Source organism: Micromonospora krabiensis, assembly GCF_900091425.1.
GTDB lineage: Bacteria > Actinomycetota > Actinomycetes > Mycobacteriales > Micromonosporaceae > Micromonospora > Micromonospora krabiensis.
Map to the genome: position 1 here is coordinate 1,475,619 of NZ_LT598496.1, position 18,414 is coordinate 1,494,032.

14 protein-coding genes are annotated in these 18,414 nt (G+C 74.6%); 5 read left to right on the top strand and 9 right to left on the bottom strand.

Going from position 1 to position 18,414, the window contains the following annotated elements; genetic code table 11:
• The first annotated feature begins 112 nt into the window (after positions 1–112).
• On the top strand, positions 113–1,072 hold the full coding sequence (locus tag GA0070620_RS06555) for a TIGR03557 family F420-dependent LLM class oxidoreductase (protein ID WP_091598190.1): 960 nt from the start codon (positions 113–115) through the stop codon (positions 1,070–1,072).
• 197 nt (positions 1,073–1,269) lie between these two features.
• Here the strand turns inward: GA0070620_RS06555 and GA0070620_RS06560 are convergent, their stop codons facing one another.
• The 4 genes from GA0070620_RS06560 to GA0070620_RS06575 form a co-directional block, all read right to left on the bottom strand.
• On the bottom strand, positions 1,270–2,865 hold the full coding sequence (locus GA0070620_RS06560) for a right-handed parallel beta-helix repeat-containing protein (RefSeq protein WP_091589024.1): 1,596 nt from the start codon (positions 2,863–2,865) through the stop codon (positions 1,270–1,272).
• A gap of 166 nt (positions 2,866–3,031) precedes the next feature.
• On the bottom strand, positions 3,032–5,122 hold the full coding sequence (locus GA0070620_RS06565; RefSeq protein WP_091589025.1) for an APC family permease: 2,091 nt from the start codon (positions 5,120–5,122) through the stop codon (positions 3,032–3,034).
• A 403-nt stretch (positions 5,123–5,525) separates the two neighbouring features.
• Positions 5,526–6,296 (bottom strand): DUF5995 family protein, encoded by a 771-nt coding sequence (locus GA0070620_RS06570; RefSeq protein ID WP_091589026.1) that lies wholly within the window; start codon positions 6,294–6,296, stop codon positions 5,526–5,528.
• A 122-nt stretch (positions 6,297–6,418) separates the two neighbouring features.
• Complete coding sequence (locus GA0070620_RS06575; RefSeq protein ID WP_091589027.1) at positions 6,419–9,319, bottom strand: helix-turn-helix transcriptional regulator; 2,901 nt, start codon at positions 9,317–9,319, stop codon at positions 6,419–6,421.
• 193 nt (positions 9,320–9,512) lie between these two features.
• Between GA0070620_RS06575 and GA0070620_RS06580 the strand changes: the two genes are divergently transcribed.
• Positions 9,513–11,789 (top strand): adenylate/guanylate cyclase domain-containing protein, encoded by a 2,277-nt coding sequence (locus tag GA0070620_RS06580; protein ID WP_091589028.1) that lies wholly within the window; start codon positions 9,513–9,515, stop codon positions 11,787–11,789.
• 55 nt (positions 11,790–11,844) lie between these two features.
• Here GA0070620_RS06580 and GA0070620_RS06585 read toward each other — a convergent pair whose 3' ends face one another.
• The 4 genes from GA0070620_RS06585 to GA0070620_RS06600 form a co-directional block, all read right to left on the bottom strand.
• Positions 11,845–12,411: a dienelactone hydrolase family protein gene (locus GA0070620_RS06585; protein WP_091589029.1), complete on the bottom strand. Its 567-nt coding sequence runs from the start codon at positions 12,409–12,411 to the stop codon at positions 11,845–11,847.
• A gap of 51 nt (positions 12,412–12,462) precedes the next feature.
• Entirely contained in the window at positions 12,463–12,873 is a 411-nt protein-coding gene (gene paaI / locus GA0070620_RS06590; RefSeq protein WP_091598193.1) for a hydroxyphenylacetyl-CoA thioesterase PaaI, read from the bottom strand.
• 31 nt (positions 12,874–12,904) lie between these two features.
• On the bottom strand, positions 12,905–14,212 hold the full coding sequence (gene paaK / locus GA0070620_RS06595) for a phenylacetate--CoA ligase PaaK (protein ID WP_091589030.1): 1,308 nt from the start codon (positions 14,210–14,212) through the stop codon (positions 12,905–12,907).
• A 106-nt stretch (positions 14,213–14,318) separates the two neighbouring features.
• Positions 14,319–15,284, bottom strand: coding sequence for a zinc-binding dehydrogenase (locus GA0070620_RS06600; protein ID WP_091589031.1), 966 nt, complete (start codon positions 15,282–15,284; stop codon positions 14,319–14,321).
• 221 nt (positions 15,285–15,505) lie between these two features.
• Here GA0070620_RS06600 and GA0070620_RS06605 point away from each other — a divergent pair, with 221 nt between their 5' ends.
• The 3 genes from GA0070620_RS06605 (at position 15,506) to crcB (ending at position 17,256) form a co-directional block, all read left to right on the top strand.
• Positions 15,506–16,264, top strand: a complete 759-nt coding sequence (locus tag GA0070620_RS06605) for a class I SAM-dependent methyltransferase (RefSeq protein ID WP_091589032.1) — start codon at positions 15,506–15,508, stop codon at positions 16,262–16,264.
• A gap of 150 nt (positions 16,265–16,414) precedes the next feature.
• Positions 16,415–16,897 carry a fluoride efflux transporter FluC gene (locus tag GA0070620_RS06610; RefSeq protein ID WP_091589033.1) on the top strand — a complete coding sequence of 161 codons (483 nt, stop codon included), beginning with the start codon at positions 16,415–16,417 and terminating at the stop codon, positions 16,895–16,897.
• The gene (gene crcB / locus GA0070620_RS06615; protein ID WP_091589034.1) at positions 16,894–17,256 is read left to right on the top strand and encodes a fluoride efflux transporter CrcB; all 363 of its coding nucleotides are present in this window, start codon (positions 16,894–16,896) and stop codon (positions 17,254–17,256) included. Before GA0070620_RS06610 ends, crcB begins: the two co-directional genes overlap by 4 nt.
• A 28-nt stretch (positions 17,257–17,284) precedes the next feature.
• Here the strand turns inward: crcB and GA0070620_RS06620 are convergent, their stop codons facing one another.
• Positions 17,285–18,373, bottom strand: coding sequence for a HoxN/HupN/NixA family nickel/cobalt transporter (locus GA0070620_RS06620; protein ID WP_091589035.1), 1,089 nt, complete (start codon positions 18,371–18,373; stop codon positions 17,285–17,287).
• Between the last annotated feature and the right edge of the window lie 41 nt (positions 18,374–18,414).

Consider the following 18,414-nt stretch of genomic DNA (forward strand, 5'->3'; position numbering starts at 1 on the left):
GGCACACCACCCGTAGCGCATCCTAGGAGGCTGGGTTGTCGGGCTGTGCGGTTTGGTCGGCGAGCGGCCGGGAAGGGCCGATGCCACAGCAGTCGGACAGGGGGCGAACATGATGCGGATCGGCTACAAGCTGGCCACGGAGGGGTACGGGCCCAAAGAGATCATCCGCCAGGCCGTCCGCGCCGAACAGGCCGGGTTCGACTTCGTCGAGATGAGCGACCACTACCACCCGTGGCTGGAGACGCAGGGGCACTCCGCGTTCACCTGGAGCCTCCTCGGGTCGATCGCGGCGCAGACCACCACGCTGGGGCTTGCCACCGGCGTCACCTGCCCCAGCCTCCGGTACCACCCGGCGATCATCGCCCAGGCCGCCGCGACCATGGCGCTGATCTCCGACGGGCGCTTCACGCTTGGGGTCGGCGCGGGCGAGCGACTCAACGAGCACGTGGTGGGGCAGGGCTTCCCCAGCGTCCGCGGCCGGCACGAACGGCTCCGCGAGGCGCTGGAGATCATCCGGCTGCTCTGGCGGGGCGGTTACCAGTCGTACGAGGGCAGACACCTCCAACTGGAGGACGCGCGGGTGTTCGACCTGCCGGAGACGCTGCCGGTGATCGCGGTCGCGGCCAGCGGGCACGACTCGGCGGCCCTGGCCGCCGAGCTCGGCGACGGCCTGTTCGCCACCGAACCGGAGCCGGCGATCGTGGAGCGGTACCGGGCGGCCGGTGGGCAGGGGCCGCGCTACGCCGAGGTGCCGATGGCCTGGGCGACCGACGAGCAGCAGGCCGTGCAGGCGGTGCTCCAGACCAGCCGCTGGCTGGTCACCGGCTGGAAGGTGATGAGCGAGTTGCCCAACCCGGTCAACTTCGACGCGGCGAGCGCGCACGTCGAGGAGAAGCACATTCGACAACTCGTCTCCATCGGTCCGGACGCGCAGCCGCACGTGGCGAAGGTCCGCGGTTACCTGGAGGCCGGCTTCGACCACATCGTGCTCCAGAACGCCGGCCCCGACCCGGACGGTTTCCTGGACTTCTTCTCCGGCGAACTCGCCGGGCACCTGCGCGCCCTGACCTGAGGCACGCGGCCCGGCCGCCCGACCCGCCCCCACGCCGCCCTCGTGATCAAGAGGTTCGCGTCGGATCCGTCGCCGTTCCTGACGCAAACCTCTTGATCACCGGGCGCGGGGCCCGGGAGGGCACGCGGGGGGCCGCCCGCGACGGTCTCGTGATCGTCGCGGGCGGCCGTGGTGACCCGCGGACGGGGTCGGCGTCGTCAGCGGAAGCAGTGGGCCACCGCTGGGGTGTTGCCCGCGCAGTTGGTCGGTTCGTTCTCGACGATGACGCTCTCGTCGTCGATGCGGGCCCGGGCGTGGTGGGCGAAGACGCCGCCCGGCGCCACCGTCGCGGCGTTCCAGGTGATCCGGCTCGTGTAGACGGAGACCTGCCCGGCGAGGGCGTGGATTCCGCCGCCCTTCGACGCGGCGCCGACCGCCTCGTTGCCCGTCACGTCGCTGCCCCGGACCAGCAGGTTGGACTTGTCGGCGTAGATGCCGCCGCCGGCCCCGTGGGTGGTGTTGCCGGCCACCACGCTGTCGTCGAGCGGAAGCAGCCCCTTGACCGTGGAGATGCCGCCGCCGTTGACCGTCGAGGTGTTGTCCCGGATCGTCATCTTGCGCAGCACCAGCACCGCGTCGGAGTTGGCGAGGCCGCCGCCGACCTGCGCGGAGTTGCCGAGCACCTTGGTGTCGAAGACCTTGGTCCGGGCCGAGAAGCTGGCCAGTCCCCCGCCCTGCGCCGCGCTGTTCCGCACGAAGGTGCTGGTCTCGACCTCGGCCGCGCCGCGGTAGTTGCCCAGCCCGCCGCCGTACGCGTTGGCGCTGTTCTGGTGGAAGCGCGAGCCGCGCAGCGTGAGCACGCCCCCGTTGAGCAGGCCCCCGCCCTTGCCCGCGGCACCGGCGGCGCTGTTGCCGACGAAGGTGCTGTCGCTGACGACCATGTTGCCGTCGTTGAAGACCCCGCCGCCCCCACCCTCGGCGGAGAGGGAGGTGCTGTGGGTGACGGTGGTGCGCTCGATGACCGCCGTCGCGCCGTGCACGACGTGGACGGCACCACCCTCGATCTTGGACCGCCCGTTGTGCAGGGTGACGTTGCGCAGGGTCAGCTCGCCCCCGTCCCGCACGGTGAAGAACCGGAAGTCCTCGGCCTGCACGTCACGCGCGATGGTGGCGCCGTCACCCTCGACCGTGATCGGTTGATAGATCACCGGCAGGCCCGCCTTGTCGTCCTCCGGCTTGTGCTTCGGCGCCTCGGCGTCTCCCGGGGTCTCCGCGGCGTCGGCCGCCTCCCGGGCGTCGCGGATCCCGCCGTCGTACTCGTCGGCCTGGTGGAACGCCTGACTCAGCGTGTAGGTGCACTTCGCGGCGAGCCGCAGCGACCCGCCGCCCTCCGCGTTGGCCTGGACAAGCGCGGCGATCAGCTTGCCCGAGTCGCAGGGCACCGACACCACCTCGTGCCGCCCGGTCCCCGGACCGTCGGCAGGCTGGCGGTCCGGCTCAGCGCGGCCAACCTGCCGGTCGGGCCCGCCGCCGTCGCGGCCGTCCCCCTCGCGGCCGTCGGGACGGCCGGCGCCGTCACCGGACGGTTCATTCGGGCGCGCCGCGGTGCCGCCGGGCGCCGGACGCGCGTCGTCCCCGCGCAGCACGCCGGCCAGGTCCAGCACCGGGAAGTCCCGGTCGCCGGCCGTGGCGGCGACACCGTTGAACCCGGCCACCCCGACGACCAGGCTGCCCGCGAGCAGTCCGCCGGCTAAGAACCACCGCGAACGTCGCCTGGGTCGTGCTGCCCGTCGGCCTCCTTGGTACGTGGACATCCTCTCCTGCCTCCCTGCCTGACACGACCGCGCCGATACCGGACGCGGGGTGGACGACAGGCCGTCGGCCCACCAGATGTCACGATAGGGGGGCAATCCGGACAGTGAGATCTGAACGTGAATAGCCGTACCATTCGTGTCCGTCGTCGGGGGCGCGGCGAGACCGTCAGCCGCCGACGTGGATGCCGGGACGGCGTGCGGGGTCGGGCTCGGAGCGACGAATGATCTCCCGGACGACGGGTGGCGTGTCGCCCCGCCCGAGGATCAGATAGCGGAGCAGGTGTGCCAGCGGGCTGCCCTCCGACCACTCGAAGTGCGCGTGCGGCCGGACGCCGGTAACGTCCCGCAGCGCCAGCAGGATGGCCGCGATCGCGTTCGGCACCGCCGGGCTGCTCGCCCGCAGCACCCGGAACCCGCCCACCTCGACCCCCTGCACCCGCAGGACCCGGCTGAACTCCGACGGGTCGATCACGTCGATCTCCAGGAAGAGCACGTCCGCGGCGCCGGGCACCGGATTCATCCCGCGCTGCGCCCGCTCCTTGACCGTGTACTCCTTGACCGCGCCGCTGTGCCGCTTGTTGGCGATCAGGTGCAGGCGGCCGTCGTGGGCGAGCGATTCGGCGAGGAACCGGCGGGCGGGCTCGTCGAACTCGATGCGCTCCGCCCGCAGTTCCGTCGTCCGGGACACCCGCGAGATCAGCGAGACCACGATGATCCCCAGGATGAACAGGCCGGAGATGGCGATGCCGTCGGGGTGTTCGACGATGTTGTCGCCCAACGCGTACAGCAGCACCAGGGTGAGCACGGTGAAGCCGGCGGCGGCGACGCGGTGGTTGTGGTGGGCCGCGGAGATGGTCACCGCGATCGCGCCGGAGACCATCATCGCCAGGATGCCGGTGGCGTACGCGCCGGCCTGGGCGTTCACGTCCGCCCGGAAGGCGATCGTGATCACGACGCTGACGAGGGTGTAGACCAGCACGACCGGACGCACCGCGCGCCCCCACTCGGGCGCCATCCCGTACGACGGCAGGTAGCGGGGCACGATGTTGATCAGCCCGGCCATCGCCGACGCGCCCGCGAACCAGAGGATCAGCACACTGCTGATGTCGTACACGGTGCCGAAGCCCTCCCCGAGGTGGGTGTGCGCGAGGAAGGCCAGCGCCCGCCCGTTGGCCGCGCCACCGGGGTGGAACTCCTCGGGCGGGATGAGCGTGGTGGTGACGAAGGTGCTCAGCAGCAGGTACACCGACATGATCAACGCGGCGGTGGTGAGGAGCTTGCGGGTGTTGCGGATCCGGGCCGCCAGTCTCGCCTCGGTGTCCGCGCCACGGGCCGAGACCAGCGGCATCATGCTCACGCCGGTCTCGAACCCCGACAGCCCCAGCACCAGCAGGGGGAACGCCAGCGCGGCGGTGAGGACGAGGTCGCCGGTGCCGCCGACGTCGCCGAGTGCCCGGGTCCAGTCCGACAGGACCGCCGGATCCTCGGCGATCCGGACGATCGCTACGGCGACGATCACGGCGTTCAGGAGCAGGAAGGCGGCGACCAGCGGAATGGCCACCACCACCGCCTCACGGAAACCGAGCAGGAACACCCCGCCGAGGATCAGCAGCAGGGCGACCGTGACCGCGACGGCCGCCGTCTGGTTGTCGGCGCCCGCGGGCAGATAGGGGTTCTCCAACAGGTGTACGGTCGCGTCCGCCGAGGAGAGCGTGATCGTGATGATCCACGAGGTGGCCACGAAGCCGAGCAGGACCAGCACGAAGAACTTGCCCCGCCAGAACGGCAGCAGCCGCTCCAGCATCGCCACCGACCCCTGCCCGTGCGGGCTCTCCCGGGCGACCCGGCGGTACATGGGCAGCATGCCGCCCAGCGTGAGCGCGACGATGATCAGCGTCGCGACCGGGGAGAGCGCCCCGGCGGCGACCGCCGCGATGCCAGGCAGGTACGACAGGGTCGAGAAGTAGTCCACGCCGGTCAGGCACATGACCTGCCACCAGGGGTGCGACGACGTCTGTCCCTCGGTCGCCTCCGGGCCGACGGGCGGCACCCGGTGGCGGAACAGCCACCGGCGCAGCGGGCCCGGCGGCGGTGCGGCGCGTCCCGGGCTCGGTACCCATGCGGGGACGGTGACGCGACGGCCGCCGGGCTCGGGGCGGCTGGGGTCGCGGGCGGCGCGCAGGGCCGGGTCCGGCCCGGCCGGCCGCTGCCGGCGCCGATGCGCACGACCCGGTTGCGCCTCGTGCTCCTCAGCCATGGCCCCGTCCCACCTCGCAGTCCCTGCCACGACGGTAGGCGGTTGATCTGGCACCGCCGGGCGGAACCGGGGAAGCCGGGAACACCGGTCGGCGTCGGGTGGGACCTTCGGCGGGCGGCCCGGGGCGGGCGGATCCGGGCCGCCAGGGCGCCGCGGTGCAGCGGGGCGGGCGGGCCGGCCTGGGGCGGGCACCGTGCGGGCCGGCCGACACCCCCCGGGCCGGCCGGCCCTCCGGTCCCCCGTGGGACCGATCTCGGCGCTCCCTGGCGCGTCCGCCGCCCCCGTGACGGCGGACGCACCGGTCGGTGGGGATCGCCGACCGCCCGGTCATGGCGCCGGGCGCCCCCGGAACGTGTCCCCGCGTTCCGCCCCCCGGACGGAACGCGGGGACCCCCCGTCCCGGCTACTGCAGGAACGCCCCGAGAGGCGACAGGAGCAGCCGGCCGAGCGCGGACGCGGTGTCGTCCAGCCGCGCGCGCTCACACTCGTGGGCGGTGGGGTCGTGCCGGCACCGCCAGATCTTCTGCGCGTTGCGCCAGGCGACATCGCGGGTGTACTCGACCAGCTCACCCTGGTACCAGTCGTCGATGTCGCCGTTGAGCATGTCGATGAGCAGCTGCCAGCGCTCCAGGAAGCCCCGCCGCAACCCGGGGATCTTCTCGGCGAAGATGTTGTTGATCTCCAAATAGTCGCGGTGCTGGTCGCTGCCGTCGACCGGCTCGGACTCCAGGTGGGCGAACGTGGTGACCAGCGCGAACGGCAGGTCGAAGTTGATGTGCGCGTTGACGCCGGCGGCGGCCGACGGCAGCGGTCGGGCGTCCGGGCCGCGCATCCGCTCGAACAGGCAGGACCACGCCTTCGGGGTGCCCGGGCTGGAGTCGGTCCAGAGCCGCAGCGCGTCGAAGTAGCGGGCGGCGAACTCCACGTCCAACCGGGACAGGAACACCGGGTCGACGAAACGGTCGTCGTAGAGTCCGTCCAGCACGGTGGTGGTGATGGTCAGGTAGAGCTTGTTGAAGTCCGCCAGCGGGCAGCTGTCGAGCAGCGGCGGAAGCCGCACCAGCATGTCCTGGAGCTTGGTGAGGTGGTCGACCACCGCCGGCACGTCAGCGGGGTGATCGGCGAGCAGGTCGACGATGTCCCGATGCACGGGCCCCCAGACCGGTTCGGTCATCTCTCCTCCACAAGGGGTCGACGGCACCTCGGCGCCGCTGGCGACAGGGCAGAGCCTTCCAGCCGACACTGTCCGCCGGATCAGTAGAACGACGTATACGTACGCGCGGGAACGCGCCGGGCTCAGCCCCGGCCGTTACGTAGGTAGATCGCGCTGGCCTGGACGCGCGTACGGACCTGGAGCTTGTCGAAGATGTGCGACACGTGCACGCCGATGGTCCGCTCGCTGATGAACAGCCGCTGGCCGATCTCCTTGTTGGTCAACCCCTCGGCCACCGCCGCGAGCACCTCCCGCTCCCGCGCGGTGAGCACCGCCAGCTCGTCGTCGGCCGGCCGCGACTCGGCCGCGTCCCGATCTCCCGGCTGCTCGCGCTCGTCCAGCGCGACGCGCGCCCGGGTGGCCAGCGTCTTGATCTCCGACATCAGTGGCACCGCCCCGAGGCCCTGCGCCACCTGGTATGCCTCGCGCAGCAGCTTGCCGGCGGTCGCCACCCGGCTGCGCCGGGCGAGCAGCGCCTCGGCCTGCCGCAGCCGCGAGTACGCCGCCGGGTAGGGGTGGTTGCGCCGTTCCCACTCGACCACCGACCGGGCCCACAGCTCCGGGTCGTTGCCGTTCAGCCGGCCCACCTCGGCGGCGCACAGCGCCAGGAAGCCGTCCACCACGTCGCGGACCGGCCGGGCGGCCTTCTCGCTCTTGCGCGCCACCCGGTCGGCCACGTCGCGCAGCCGCCGCACCGCCGTCTCGTCGACGGCCACCGTCCGGCTTGCCTGCGCCTCGGCCTCGGCGCGCAGGCCGTGCCAGACCAGCGCGGCGAGGATCCCCACGTCGTCGGAGCGGATCTCGGTGAGGCCGCGCTGCACCGCCTGGCGGGCGAGGTCGTGCCGCCCCTGCCACATGGCCAGGCCGGCGCGCAGGGTCAGCAGCGGGATCACGTGTCGGGCGCCGCCACCGGCGAGCACGGTGGCCACCGCGTCGAGGTCACGGTCGGCGGCCTCGATGTCTCCGTAGCCGACCGAGAGGCGGCAGCGGGCCAGCAGCAGCTCGACCGCGTCCGCTCCGGACGGGCGGTGCCGCAGCGCGGCCGCGACCACCTTCTCCGCCTCGGCCCACTGCCCGACCCGGAACAGCCCGTTGGTGGCGATGGCCAGCAGGCGGGTCTCCCAGGTGCGCCCCAGCCCCAGCTCGGCGACCCGCTCGGCGCCGCGGCGGGCCACCACGACACCCTCCTCCAGAATGTTGAGGGGGCCGGTGAGCAGTTCGGCGAGGTGCAGGTACGCGAAGGCGACGTCCTCCGGCCGCCCGGACCGCTCCGCGGTGGCCAGCGCGCGGCGCATCACCGCGAGGCCGGCGTCCGGGTCCTCCAGGTACGCCTCGCTGAAGCCCAGCGCCGAACTCGCCAGCACCACCTCGGTGGTCGAGCCCTCCACCACGGCGGCCAGATCCAGCGCCTCGCGTGCGCGCTGACCGGCATCGGCGTACCGGCCGAGGTGCAGCAGCAGTTCGGCCAGGTGGGCGGCCGCGGTGGCCCGCTCGCGGGGCGTGCAGTCCGGCGCCTCCAGCACACGCTGGTACTCCGTCTCGGCGAGCGCCGACCGCCCGGCGGCGGCCAGGTAGCGGGCGCGCCGGATGTGCAGTGCGCAGGACGACATCCCGTCGGCCCGCGCCAGGTCCTCCAGCAGGGCCAACGCGCGCGCGTGCTCGCCGCTGTGGTGGGCCGCCTCGGCGGCGTGCCCCAGCAGCTCCGCCCGGTCGACGGCGAGCGGCCCGCCGGTCGGGGTGTCGGCCAGGTGCAGCGCCGCCGACCAGTGCCGGTGCGCCTCCGCGTAACCGTGCAGCCGCTCCGCCTCCTGCGCCGCGGCCATCGCCGCGGGCAGCGCCCGGGCCGGCTCGCCGGCCAGCCGCCAGTGGTGGGCCAGCCGGGCCTGGTGCAGCTCCGCCTCGGCCGAGGTGAGCGCCTCGGCGTAGCGCCGGTGCAGGCCGGACCGTTCGGCCGGCAGCAGCTCGTCCTGCAGCACCTCGGCGACCAGCCGGTGGCGCAGCCGGTAGCCGTCGTCGGCGCTCACCAGCAGCCGGTGCGCGACGGCGGCCCGCACCGCCTCGATCAGCTCCTGCTCGGGCAGCCGCACCACCTGGGCCAGCAGCCAGTGGTCCACCGGTTCCACGCCGGCCGCGACGGCGTGGACGACCGCGTGGGCGTGCTGGGGCAGCGCGTCCACCCGGGCCAGGAAGATCTCCCGCAGGGTGTCGGACAGCCCGTCGCGCCCGTCGCGCAGGTCGCGGGCCAGCTCCTCGATGACGAAGGGGTTGCCCCCGCTGCGCCGCCACACCTGCTCGGCGGCCTCGGCGGCGAGCGGTCGGCCGACCACGGCCGCCGCCAACTGCTCGGTGTCCGCCCGGTCCAACGGCATCAGGTCACGCACCCGCACCGACCGCAGCCGGCGCAGCTCGGTGAGGACCCGGCGCAGCGGGTGCGCGCCCTGCAACGACTCGGCCCGCACCGCGGCGAGCACGGAGAGCTGGAGGTCGCCCAGGCCGGCGAGCAGGTAGAGCAGCAGCTGGCGGGTGCTGCGGTCGACCCACTGGAGGTCGTCCAGCACCAGCACCAGGGGCCGGCCCTCGGCGATGAGGTGCAGGCCGCGGGACACCCGCTCCAGCAGCGCGCCCGCGCCGTCCGGCCCGGCGGTCTCGTCGGCGAACATCTGCAACAGTCCGCGTACGGCGGAGGAGGTGCGGGCCTGCGCGGCGGTCAGCTCCGCGTCGAAGCGCCGCAGTGCCTGCAGCAGCGGGTGCAGGGGTGAGGCGTCGCCGATGTCCAGGCAGGACCCGGTGAGCACCAGGGCGCCTCCCTCGCGCAGCCGGGTGCTCACCTCGCGCAGCAGGCGGGTCTTGCCCACCCCGCTCTCGCCGGTGAGGAAGACGGCCGCGGTGTGCCCCTGCGCAAGGTCGTCGAGCAGCGCCGACCGGACCTCCCGCAGCAGGTCGGCCCGGCCGACGAGCGGTGCAGTGTCCACATCGCTGGCCATGGCAGGCAGCCTAATCACACGTCCCCGCACTGTTCTACGGCCACTTGCCGCATGTGGTACTCCTCGCGTCGACATTGCGACCAAAGGTTGCGGAGGTCAGACATACGTCGTCCTACCGATCCCCCGTCGGCCGAGGAGTGCGAGTCTCCGGAGGTCGTCAGCCAATCATCAGGGGAAGGGCAGGTGGGAGCCGATGTCCACGTTCGTCGCCGGGCCGCCGGTCCCGTCGCCACGCTGGCCGGTTCCGGAGGAGAGACGGACGGTCACGGTCCTGTTCGTCGACATCGTCGGCTCCACCGCGCTGGTGGACCGGCTCGACCCGGAGGACGTGCGGGCACTGCAACGGGCGTACTTCGACACCGTCGGGCGGGTGCTGCGCCGGTGGCACGGCGTCGTGGAGAAGTACGTCGGCGACGCGGTCATGGCCCTGTTCGGTGCGCGCGAGTCGGACGGGTACGACGCGTACCGGGCGGTGCGGGCGGGCCTGGAGATCCAGGAGGCCCTCGACGGTCGTCCCCTGGTCGACGGCACCACCGTCCGGGTGCGGGTCGGCGTCGCCACCGGTGAGGCCGTCGTCGACCTGGCCGCGGCCCGCGCCGGCGGGCACGGCGTCGCCAGCGGCGCGGTGATCACCACGGCGGCCCGCCTCCAGGGGTACGCGGCTCCCGGCGCGGTGGCCCTCTGCGCGGCCACCCACCGTGCCACGGCCGGTCTGGTCACACAGCGCCAGCTCACTCCGGTGACGGTGCCCAACCGGGTGCCGCCGATGGACGTCTGGCACGCCGTCGGCGTGGTCACACCGCCCCGGCCCCGACACGACGGGCCGCTGGTCGGCCACCGGCGCGAGCTCGCCGGCGCCCGGGACCAGATCGTGCGGGCCGTCCGCGAACGCAGCCCCCGCTGGGTCGCGCTGGTGGGTCCCTCGGGCAGTGGCCGGAGTCGGTTGCTGCACGAGCTGACCCACACCGTCGACACGGTGGACGGTGTGCCCGTCCGCTGGTGCGTGACGGCCTGCCCGCCGTACCCCGAGCAGCCGTTGGGCCCGGTGGCCGACCTGCTGCGCGGGCTCACCGGCGGCCGGCCCGGCGAGCCGGCGGCACGCGACCGGCTGGCGGCCCTGCTGGCCGGGCTGCTCCCGCCGAGCCGGCTCACGGCCGCGCTGTCCGCGCTGGAGCGGCTGCTCGCCTCGCCGGACGGCGGCGACGACGCGGCCGACGGGGCCGGCTGGTGCCAGGAGGTGCTGCTGCGCCTCGCCGCGCGCGGCCCCGTCGTCGTGGCCGTGGACGACCTGGACCGCGCCGCGCCCGCGGTCGACCGCTTCCTGCACCGCCTGTTCACCGCGGCCGCGGCGCGTGACCTGCCGCTGGCCGTCGTCGCGCTGCACACCCCGGACCGGGCGGGCGCACTGGTGGCGCCGCACCGGCACGGCGTGGTGACGGTGCGCCCGCTCGCCCCGGTGCAGACCGGACGGCTGCTGCGCCACCTGCTGACCCGCGCCGGCCGGCCGGTGTCCCTGGTCGACCGGCTGCTCCCGCTGGTCGGCGACCGACCCGGCCACGCCGTCGCGTACGTCCGCTCCCTCGTGGACGGCACCGACCCGCGCACCGTGCCGCTGCCCGAGCCGCTGCACCGGACGGTCGCCGCCGAGCTGGACCGGCTCCCCGGCGCGGGACGCGCCGTCGTCATGGCCGCCGCCACCCTCGACGCCCGGTTCACCCCGACGGCCGTGGCGCGGCTGCTCGATTCGACGCCCGACGAGGTGCTTCCGCTGCTGCGGTCCCTGTTCGACGCCGGACTCCTCGTTGCCCACACCGCCGGCACGTATGCGATCGCGACGCCGGCGCTGCGCCGCGTCGCCGCCGGGCGCCTGCCGCGCCGGACGCGGGCGGTGTTCGCCGCGCGTGGCGCCGCCGTCGAGCCGGCCGAGCGGACGGCGCCGCGCCGGCCCGGCGGCGTCCGGTGCGCGCCGCCGCGCGTGACCGAGCCGGCCCACGGTGCTTCCCCGCCGCCCGCGGTCGTCGACCGCGGCGAACCCGGGTCGGCACCCGCGACCGCCACCGGTCGGCACCTGACGGTCGTGGCGCCGCGCCGCCCGGCGATTCCCGCACCGGAGCGGGCGCCGCACCCACCAGGACGCTCCCGGCCCGCGGTCCGGCTCCCCGCCGCCGTACGCGGCGCGCCCACCACCGTTCCTGAAGCGGGCTCGGCGCCCCGCGAGCGGGACGGGAGGACCACGCCGTCGTCCGGCTCGGCGCAACGCGACGGCCTCGCGACGGCACCGGTCGGAGCGCTCCTGACGGCGGCCGCGGGGCCTGCCTGGACCGCCCGGTCGTCGGTGCCGCCGGTGCGACGGCGAGCACCCGGCGCGGCCCGGGACGGCCATCCGGTGCCGCCCCCGGCGTGGCGCCCCGCGACGACCCGAACCGCACCGGACGGCGTGGTGGCGGCGCTCTCGGCGGCGGCCGCCTGACGGGCGGCCCACGTGCCCCGGTAGGGACAGGTCCGCGGAGGTGGCAGCGGGTCGGTCAGCGGGCGTCGAGGAAGGACCGGACGCGGGCCCAGGCCGCCTCGGTGGCCGCCGGGTCATGGTCGGGCACGTCCGGGTCGGTGAAGAGATGACCGGCACCCGGGTAGCGGAAGACCTCCAGTGCGGCGCCCGCCGCCGTCATCGCCCGCGACCACTCGTCGAGCTCGTCCGGCGGCTCGTACTGGTCCGGGTCGGCGAGGTGCAGCTGGACGGGCAGGCCAGGGCGGACCGCCTCCGGTGAGCCACCCGAGCCGTGCAGGAGGAGCAGGCCGGCGGTCTCGGGACGCTCCGCGAGCAGGGCCCCGGCGATCCCGGCGCCCATCGACATGCCGGCCAGCACGGTACGCGCCGGCAGCTCGTCGACCGCGTCGCGGGCCCGGTCGAGCACCACGTCCCGCCCGATCTTCTCCAGCAGGGCGAACCCGTCCTCGACGGTGTCGACGGGCGGTACGCCGTACAGGTCGGGGGTGACGACCTGGTGCCCGGCGGCGCGCATCCGGTCGGCGGCGGCCAGGACGGCGGGCCGCAGCCCGTAGACGGAGTGGAACAGCACGACGGATGGCATCGGACCATCGTGCCGCAGCCGGCCGGCGTCGGCGAGCCGCCGGGCCGGGGTTCAGCCCGCGGGCGGCGGCGAGTCGTGGTGGCCGTCCGGCCGGGTAGCGAGGGTGCGGCTGCGTCCCCGGAACTCGGCGACCACCTCGCCGTCGTCGCGGGTGACGGTGACGTCGTAGATGCCGCTGCGGCCGTAGCGGGTGCGCTCGCTGGCGCGGGCGGTCAGCAGGTCACCGGCGCGCGCCGGCCGGACGAAGGTGATCTCGCCGCCGGCCGCGACGGTGACCGGCCCCCAGCTGTTGCAGGCCAGCGCGAAGGCGGTGTCGGCCAGCAGGAAGACGAACCCGCCGTGGGCGATGTCGTGACCGTTCACCATGCCGGCGGCGACCCGCATCCGGGCCACCGCCGCGCCGTCGGCGGCTTCGACCAGCTCGATGCCGAGCCCGCGTGAGGCCACGTCGGCGTCGAACATGTCGTACGCGGCGTTGCGCTCCCCGCCCACGTCAGCCCGCCCGCCGCTGGTCGACGATCCGCCGCATCTTGCCCATGGACCGCTCCACCCCGTCCGGGGCGATCACGTCGACGGCCACGCTGACCCCGACGGTGTTCTTGACGAGTTCGACCAGGGCGGCACCGGCCCGCTGCGCCGCGTCGACCGCCACCCCGACGCGCCGCTCCACCCGCACGGTGAGGGTGTCCATCCGGCCCTGCCGGTCCAGGACGCACTGGAAGTGCGGGGACAGCTCCGGGGTCCGCAGGATCAGCTCCTCGATCTGGGTCGGGAACACGTTGACCCCGCGGACGATCATCATGTCGTCGGTCCGTCCGGTGATCTTCTCGATCCGACGCATCGGCCGGGCGGTCCCCGGCAGCAGCCGGGTCAGGTCACGGGTGCGGTAGCGGACGACCGGCATCGCCTCCTTGGTCAGCGAGGTGAGCACCAGCTCGCCCCGCTCCCCGTCGGGCAGCACCGCGCCGGTCACCGGGTCGATGATCTCCGGGTAGAAGTGGTCCTCCCACAGGTGCAGGCCGTCCTTGGTCTCGACGCACTCGTTGGCCACGCCGGGGCCCATGACCTCGGAGAGGCCGTAGATGTCCACGGCGTGCATGTCGAGCCGCTGCTCCATCTCCCGGCGCATGTCCTCGGTCCACGGCTCCGCGCCGAAGATGCCGACCTCCAGGGAGGTGGTACGCGGGTCGACGCCCTGACGCTCCATCTCGTCGACGATGGCCAGCAGGTAACTGGGGGTGACCATGATGACCTCGGGCTCGAAGTCGCGGATCAGCATGACCTGCCGCTCGGTCATGCCGCCGGACACCGGGATGACGGTGCAGCCCATCTCCTCGGCCCCGTAGTGCGCGCCCAGGCCGCCGGTGAACAGGCCGTAGCCGTACGCGACGTGCACCCGGTCGCCCGGCCGCCCGCCGGAGGCGCGGATCGACCGGGCCATCAGGCGGGCCCAGGTGGTCAGGTCCGCGCGGGTGTAGCCGACGACGGTGGGTCGGCCGGTGGTGCCGGACGAGGCGTGCAGCCGGGCGACCTGCTCCCGGGGCACCGCGAACATGCCGAACGGGTAGTTCTCCCGCAGCTCCGCCTTGCCGGTGAACGGGAAGCGAGCCAGGTCGTCGAGGTCGCGCAGGTCGTCCGGGTGCACCTGCGCCGCGTCGAACGCGCGCCGGTAGTGGGGCACGTTGTCGTACGCGTGCCGCAGCGACCAGCGCAGCCGCTCACGCTGCACCGACCGCAGTTCGTCGACGCTGGCCCGCTCGATGGGCTCCAGGTCCTCGGGGCGTGGGGTGCGATCCCGCATGGTTCCTCCTGCACGGCCACGGTGGACGCCTCGGCACCGCGCCCGCCGGTCCGCGTACCGTACGCCTGACCCGGCCGACGCCGCCGCACGGGTCCGCGGGCGGCGGTCAGACGACGAGGAGCGTCTTGCCGATCGTCGAGCGGTCCTCGATCGCCCGGTGCGCGTCCGCGGCCCGCTCCAGCGGGAACGTCTGACCGATGAGCGGTCGGATCCCGTGCGTCGCCGCCGCGTCGAGGGCGTCCCGCAGGTACCGCAGCCGCCGCTCGGGGGTGAACCGCACGTCGTCGATACCGACCACGGTGACGCGTCGGGCGCGGGCGTCGGTCTCGTCGGGCACGGCGAACCCGCCGGCCGGGGTGCCGTGGGCGGAGAACCAGCCGCCGTCGCGCAGCAGGGTGAACGCGGCACGGCCGTAGTCGCCGCCGGCGCCGTCGAGGACTACGTCCAGCCCGCCGGTCGCCGCCCGGACCCGCGCGGTCCAGCCCGGCTCGGCGTAGTCGACGGCGAGGTCGGCGCCCAGGCGGTACAGCGCCTCGCGCTTGGTCTCGCCCCGGGCGGCCGCCACGACGTACGCGCCGGCGGCGCGGGCCCGCTGCACGAGGAGCGCTCCCAGCCCGCCCGCCGCGGCGGTGACGAGGACCCGGTCGTCGGGGCGTACGGGCACGAGGTCGCCGAGCCCGGCGGCGGTCACCCCGTCGTGCAGCAGGGCGGCGGCCTCGGCCAGCGACACCTCGTCGGGGACCGGGAGGGTGGCGTCGGCGGGCACCACGGCGCGATCCAGGTAGCCGCCGCGCTCGTCGGTGCGGGCGACGACCCGCCGGCCGGCCCAGGCCGGATCGACGCCGGCGCCGACCGCCTCGACCGTCCCGGCCACGCCCACGCCCGGGCGGTAGGGCGGGGTGACGGGGAAGTACGCGCCGCCGAGGCCGCGCCGGATCGCCGTCTCCACCCAGAGCACGTCGGCGACCGCCACCCGCAGCAGGAGTTCGCCCGGCCCGGGCGCCGGGTCCGGCACCTGGGTCAGCGTCAGCACCTCCGGGCCGCCGAACGCCCCCACCTCGATCACCCGCACGTCGTCCTCCGCCTCGCTCGGTCGTACGGACCCAGCCTGAACGGTGAAGTGGGGTTGAGGTCAAACCGGCGGTCGCGTCAGCGCGTACGGCGGATGACCAAGCGGGGTCCGGACGGCGCCGGACCCCGCGGCCGATCATCGCCCTGCCACTCTTTCCTAATCGCAAGTTCTTTGCAACAAGCCCTGGACTGTCGACTCGGGACGTCACTAGCCTCTCCGTCATGAGTCCTCACATCACCGACGCAGCGGCGTGGCAGGAGAGCTGGGACCGGCAGCAGGAGGCGTACCTGCCCGACCGGGAACACCGGTTCACCGCCCTGCTCGACGCGGTCGACGCGGTCACCGACGGCGCGCCGCCCCGCCTGCTCGACCTGGCCGGTGGCACCGGCACCATCTCCCTGCGAACGCTGGCGCGCTTCCCCGGCGCCGACGTGACCCTGGTCGACCTCGACCCGGCGCTGCTGGCCATCGCGGAGGCGTCCCTCGCCGGCCGCGCCACGGTGGTCACCGCCGACCTCGGCCGCCCCGACTGGACCGCTGCGCTGCCCCACCGCGAGTACGACGCGGTGCTGACCGCCACCGCCCTGCACTGGCTGCCCGCTGACCGACTCACCCGGCTCTACGCGGAGATCCGCGGCGTGCTGCGCCCCGGTGGCATCCTGGCCAACGCCGACCACATGCCCGACGACGCGCTGCCCGAGTTGACCAAACGGCTCACCGCCCGGGCCCAGACCCGCCGCGCCGCCCGGTACGCCGCCGGCGCCGTTGCGTCGTGGTCGGACTGGTGGGAGCGCGCCGGCGCGGACCCGTCCCTGGCCCCGCTCGTCGAGCGCCGGCACGCGATCTACCCGGCCGGACACGGTCCGGAGTGGATTCCGCCGGTCTCCTGGCACCTCGCCGCGCTGACCGACGCCGGCTTCACCGAGGTCGGCACCCTCTGGCGCGGCGGCGCGGACGCGGCAGTAGTCGGACTCCGCTGACCGCCCCGCCGTGGCCGGCATATCCTGACCTCCCGCGATCTTGCACATCGCGCCCCGACATCCGCGACAGAACGGACTCGTCACGGGCCGAAACCGCAAGATCGCGGGGGTGACGGGCTGCGGGCGGCGGGCGTACTGCGGGAGGGGTCGGTGGTGGAGTCCGACGGGCGGCGGGTGGACCCGGACGTCGATCTGGCCGTCGGGCGGGACCGGAGGGAGCTCGGGGCGCGGCCGGCCGCGGTGCTCGCCGCGATCGCCGCCGGCGGGGTGCTCGGGGCGCTGGCCCGCGCCGGCCTCCAGGCCGCCTTCCCGCACGGCCCGACGGGCTTCCCCGGCGCCACCCTCGGCATCAACGTCACCGGCTGCCTGCTGATCGGCGTGCTGATGGCGGTGCTCCGGCACCACGACGGCGGGCCGCCGCTGGCCCGACCGTTCCTCGGCGTCGGGATCCTCGGCGGCTTCACCACCTTCTCCACGTACGTCGTCGACATCCGGCAGGCCCTTGGGGCGGGCGCGCCCGGCGTCGCGCTCGCGTACCTGGCGGCGACCCTGCTGGGCGCGCTCCTCGCGGTCTGGGCCGGTGACACCCTCACCGAACGGCTGCTCGGACGAGACGGTCGGAGCGCCCGGTGACCGCGCTGCTCGTCGCGATCGGCGCGGCCGTCGGCGCGCCGCTGCGCTACCTCACCGACCGGGCCGTGCAGGCCCGGTTCGGGTCGGCGTTCCCCTGGGGCACGCTGACCGTCAACGTGCTGGGGTCGCTCGTGCTCGGGGTCGTCGTCGGGCTGCCCACCGGCCCGGCCGTGACCGCGCTGCTCGGCACCGGCTTCTGCGGCGCGCTCACCACCTGGTCGACCCTGAGTTACGAGACGCTGCGACTGGCCCGGTCCGGCGACCGGCTGCCCGCCCTGGCCAACGTGCTCGGCAGCCTCGCCGCCGGGCTCGCCGCCGCCAGCGCCGGCTACGCCCTGGCCCGGGCGGTCATCGGCTGAGACCCGCCGGCCGGGCGTCACCCCGACGTCACTCGCCGGTCGGCTGCGTCCCGCCGTAGCGGCGGTCGTAGCCGCGCAGCTTCCACAGCGCCACCGCCGCGACCCAGGACACCACGAACAGCCCCACCACCAGGTAGCCGAGCTGCTCGAAGTGGTCGGCGACACCGGCGTACCCGGCGAGCGCCCGCACGTCCAGGTGCTCGGCCAGCAGCCCCGCGCCGTAGACGCTGGCCACCACGCCACCGACGAGCACGGTCACCGCGGTCGTGGCCAGGTTGTAGTAGAGCCGCCGGGCCGGGTGCCGGTACGCCCACGAGTACGCCCGGCTCATCAGCAGGCTGTCGGCGGTGTCCATGGCGGACATCCCGGCGGCGAAGAGCAGCGGCAGCGTGAGCAGCGCCAGCACCGGCAGGCCGCCACCGGCGGCGGTGCTCGCCGACAGCGCGAGCAAGGTGACCTCACTGGCCGTCTCCAGGCCGAGCCCGAAGAGGAACCCGACCGGCGCCATGTGCCACGAGGATCGGACCAGGGAGCGGGCCCGCGAGCCGAGGATCCGCTGCACGAGACCCCGGTTGAGCAGGTGCAGGTCGAGTTCGCGCTCGTCCAGCTCACCGCGGCGCAGCCGCTGCCACAGCCGCGCCAACCCGGCGAGGACCGCCGCGTTGAGCAGCGCCACCAGGGCCAGGAACGCGGTGGCGGTGACGATCGCGACGGTGGCGCCGACCTCCCGGAAGCTGGCCAGCCGCGGACCGGTCACGTTCGCCGACGCGAGCCCGACCACCAGGGCCAGCAGGAGCACCACGGCGCTGTGGCCGAGCGCGAAGAAGAAGCCGACACCGACGGGTCGCCGGCCACGCAGCAGCATGAGCCGGGTGGTGTCGTCGATCGCCGCGATGTGGTCGGCGTCGAAGGCGTGCCGCACCCCGAGCACGTACGCGAGGGTGCCCGCCCCGGCCAGCCCACCGGCGGCCACCGGCTGGTTGTTCCAGTACAGGTAGAGGCTCCAGCCCGCCACGTGCAGCACGGCGACGGCGAGCACGATGCCGCCGAGACGGACCCGCTCGGCGCGGCGCCAGCGGCCCACCGGCGGTGCGGTGGTCAGGGTTGTCGAACTCATCGGGCTCCTCCGGTCAGATGGCGCGGGACGCCGGGCGGGGA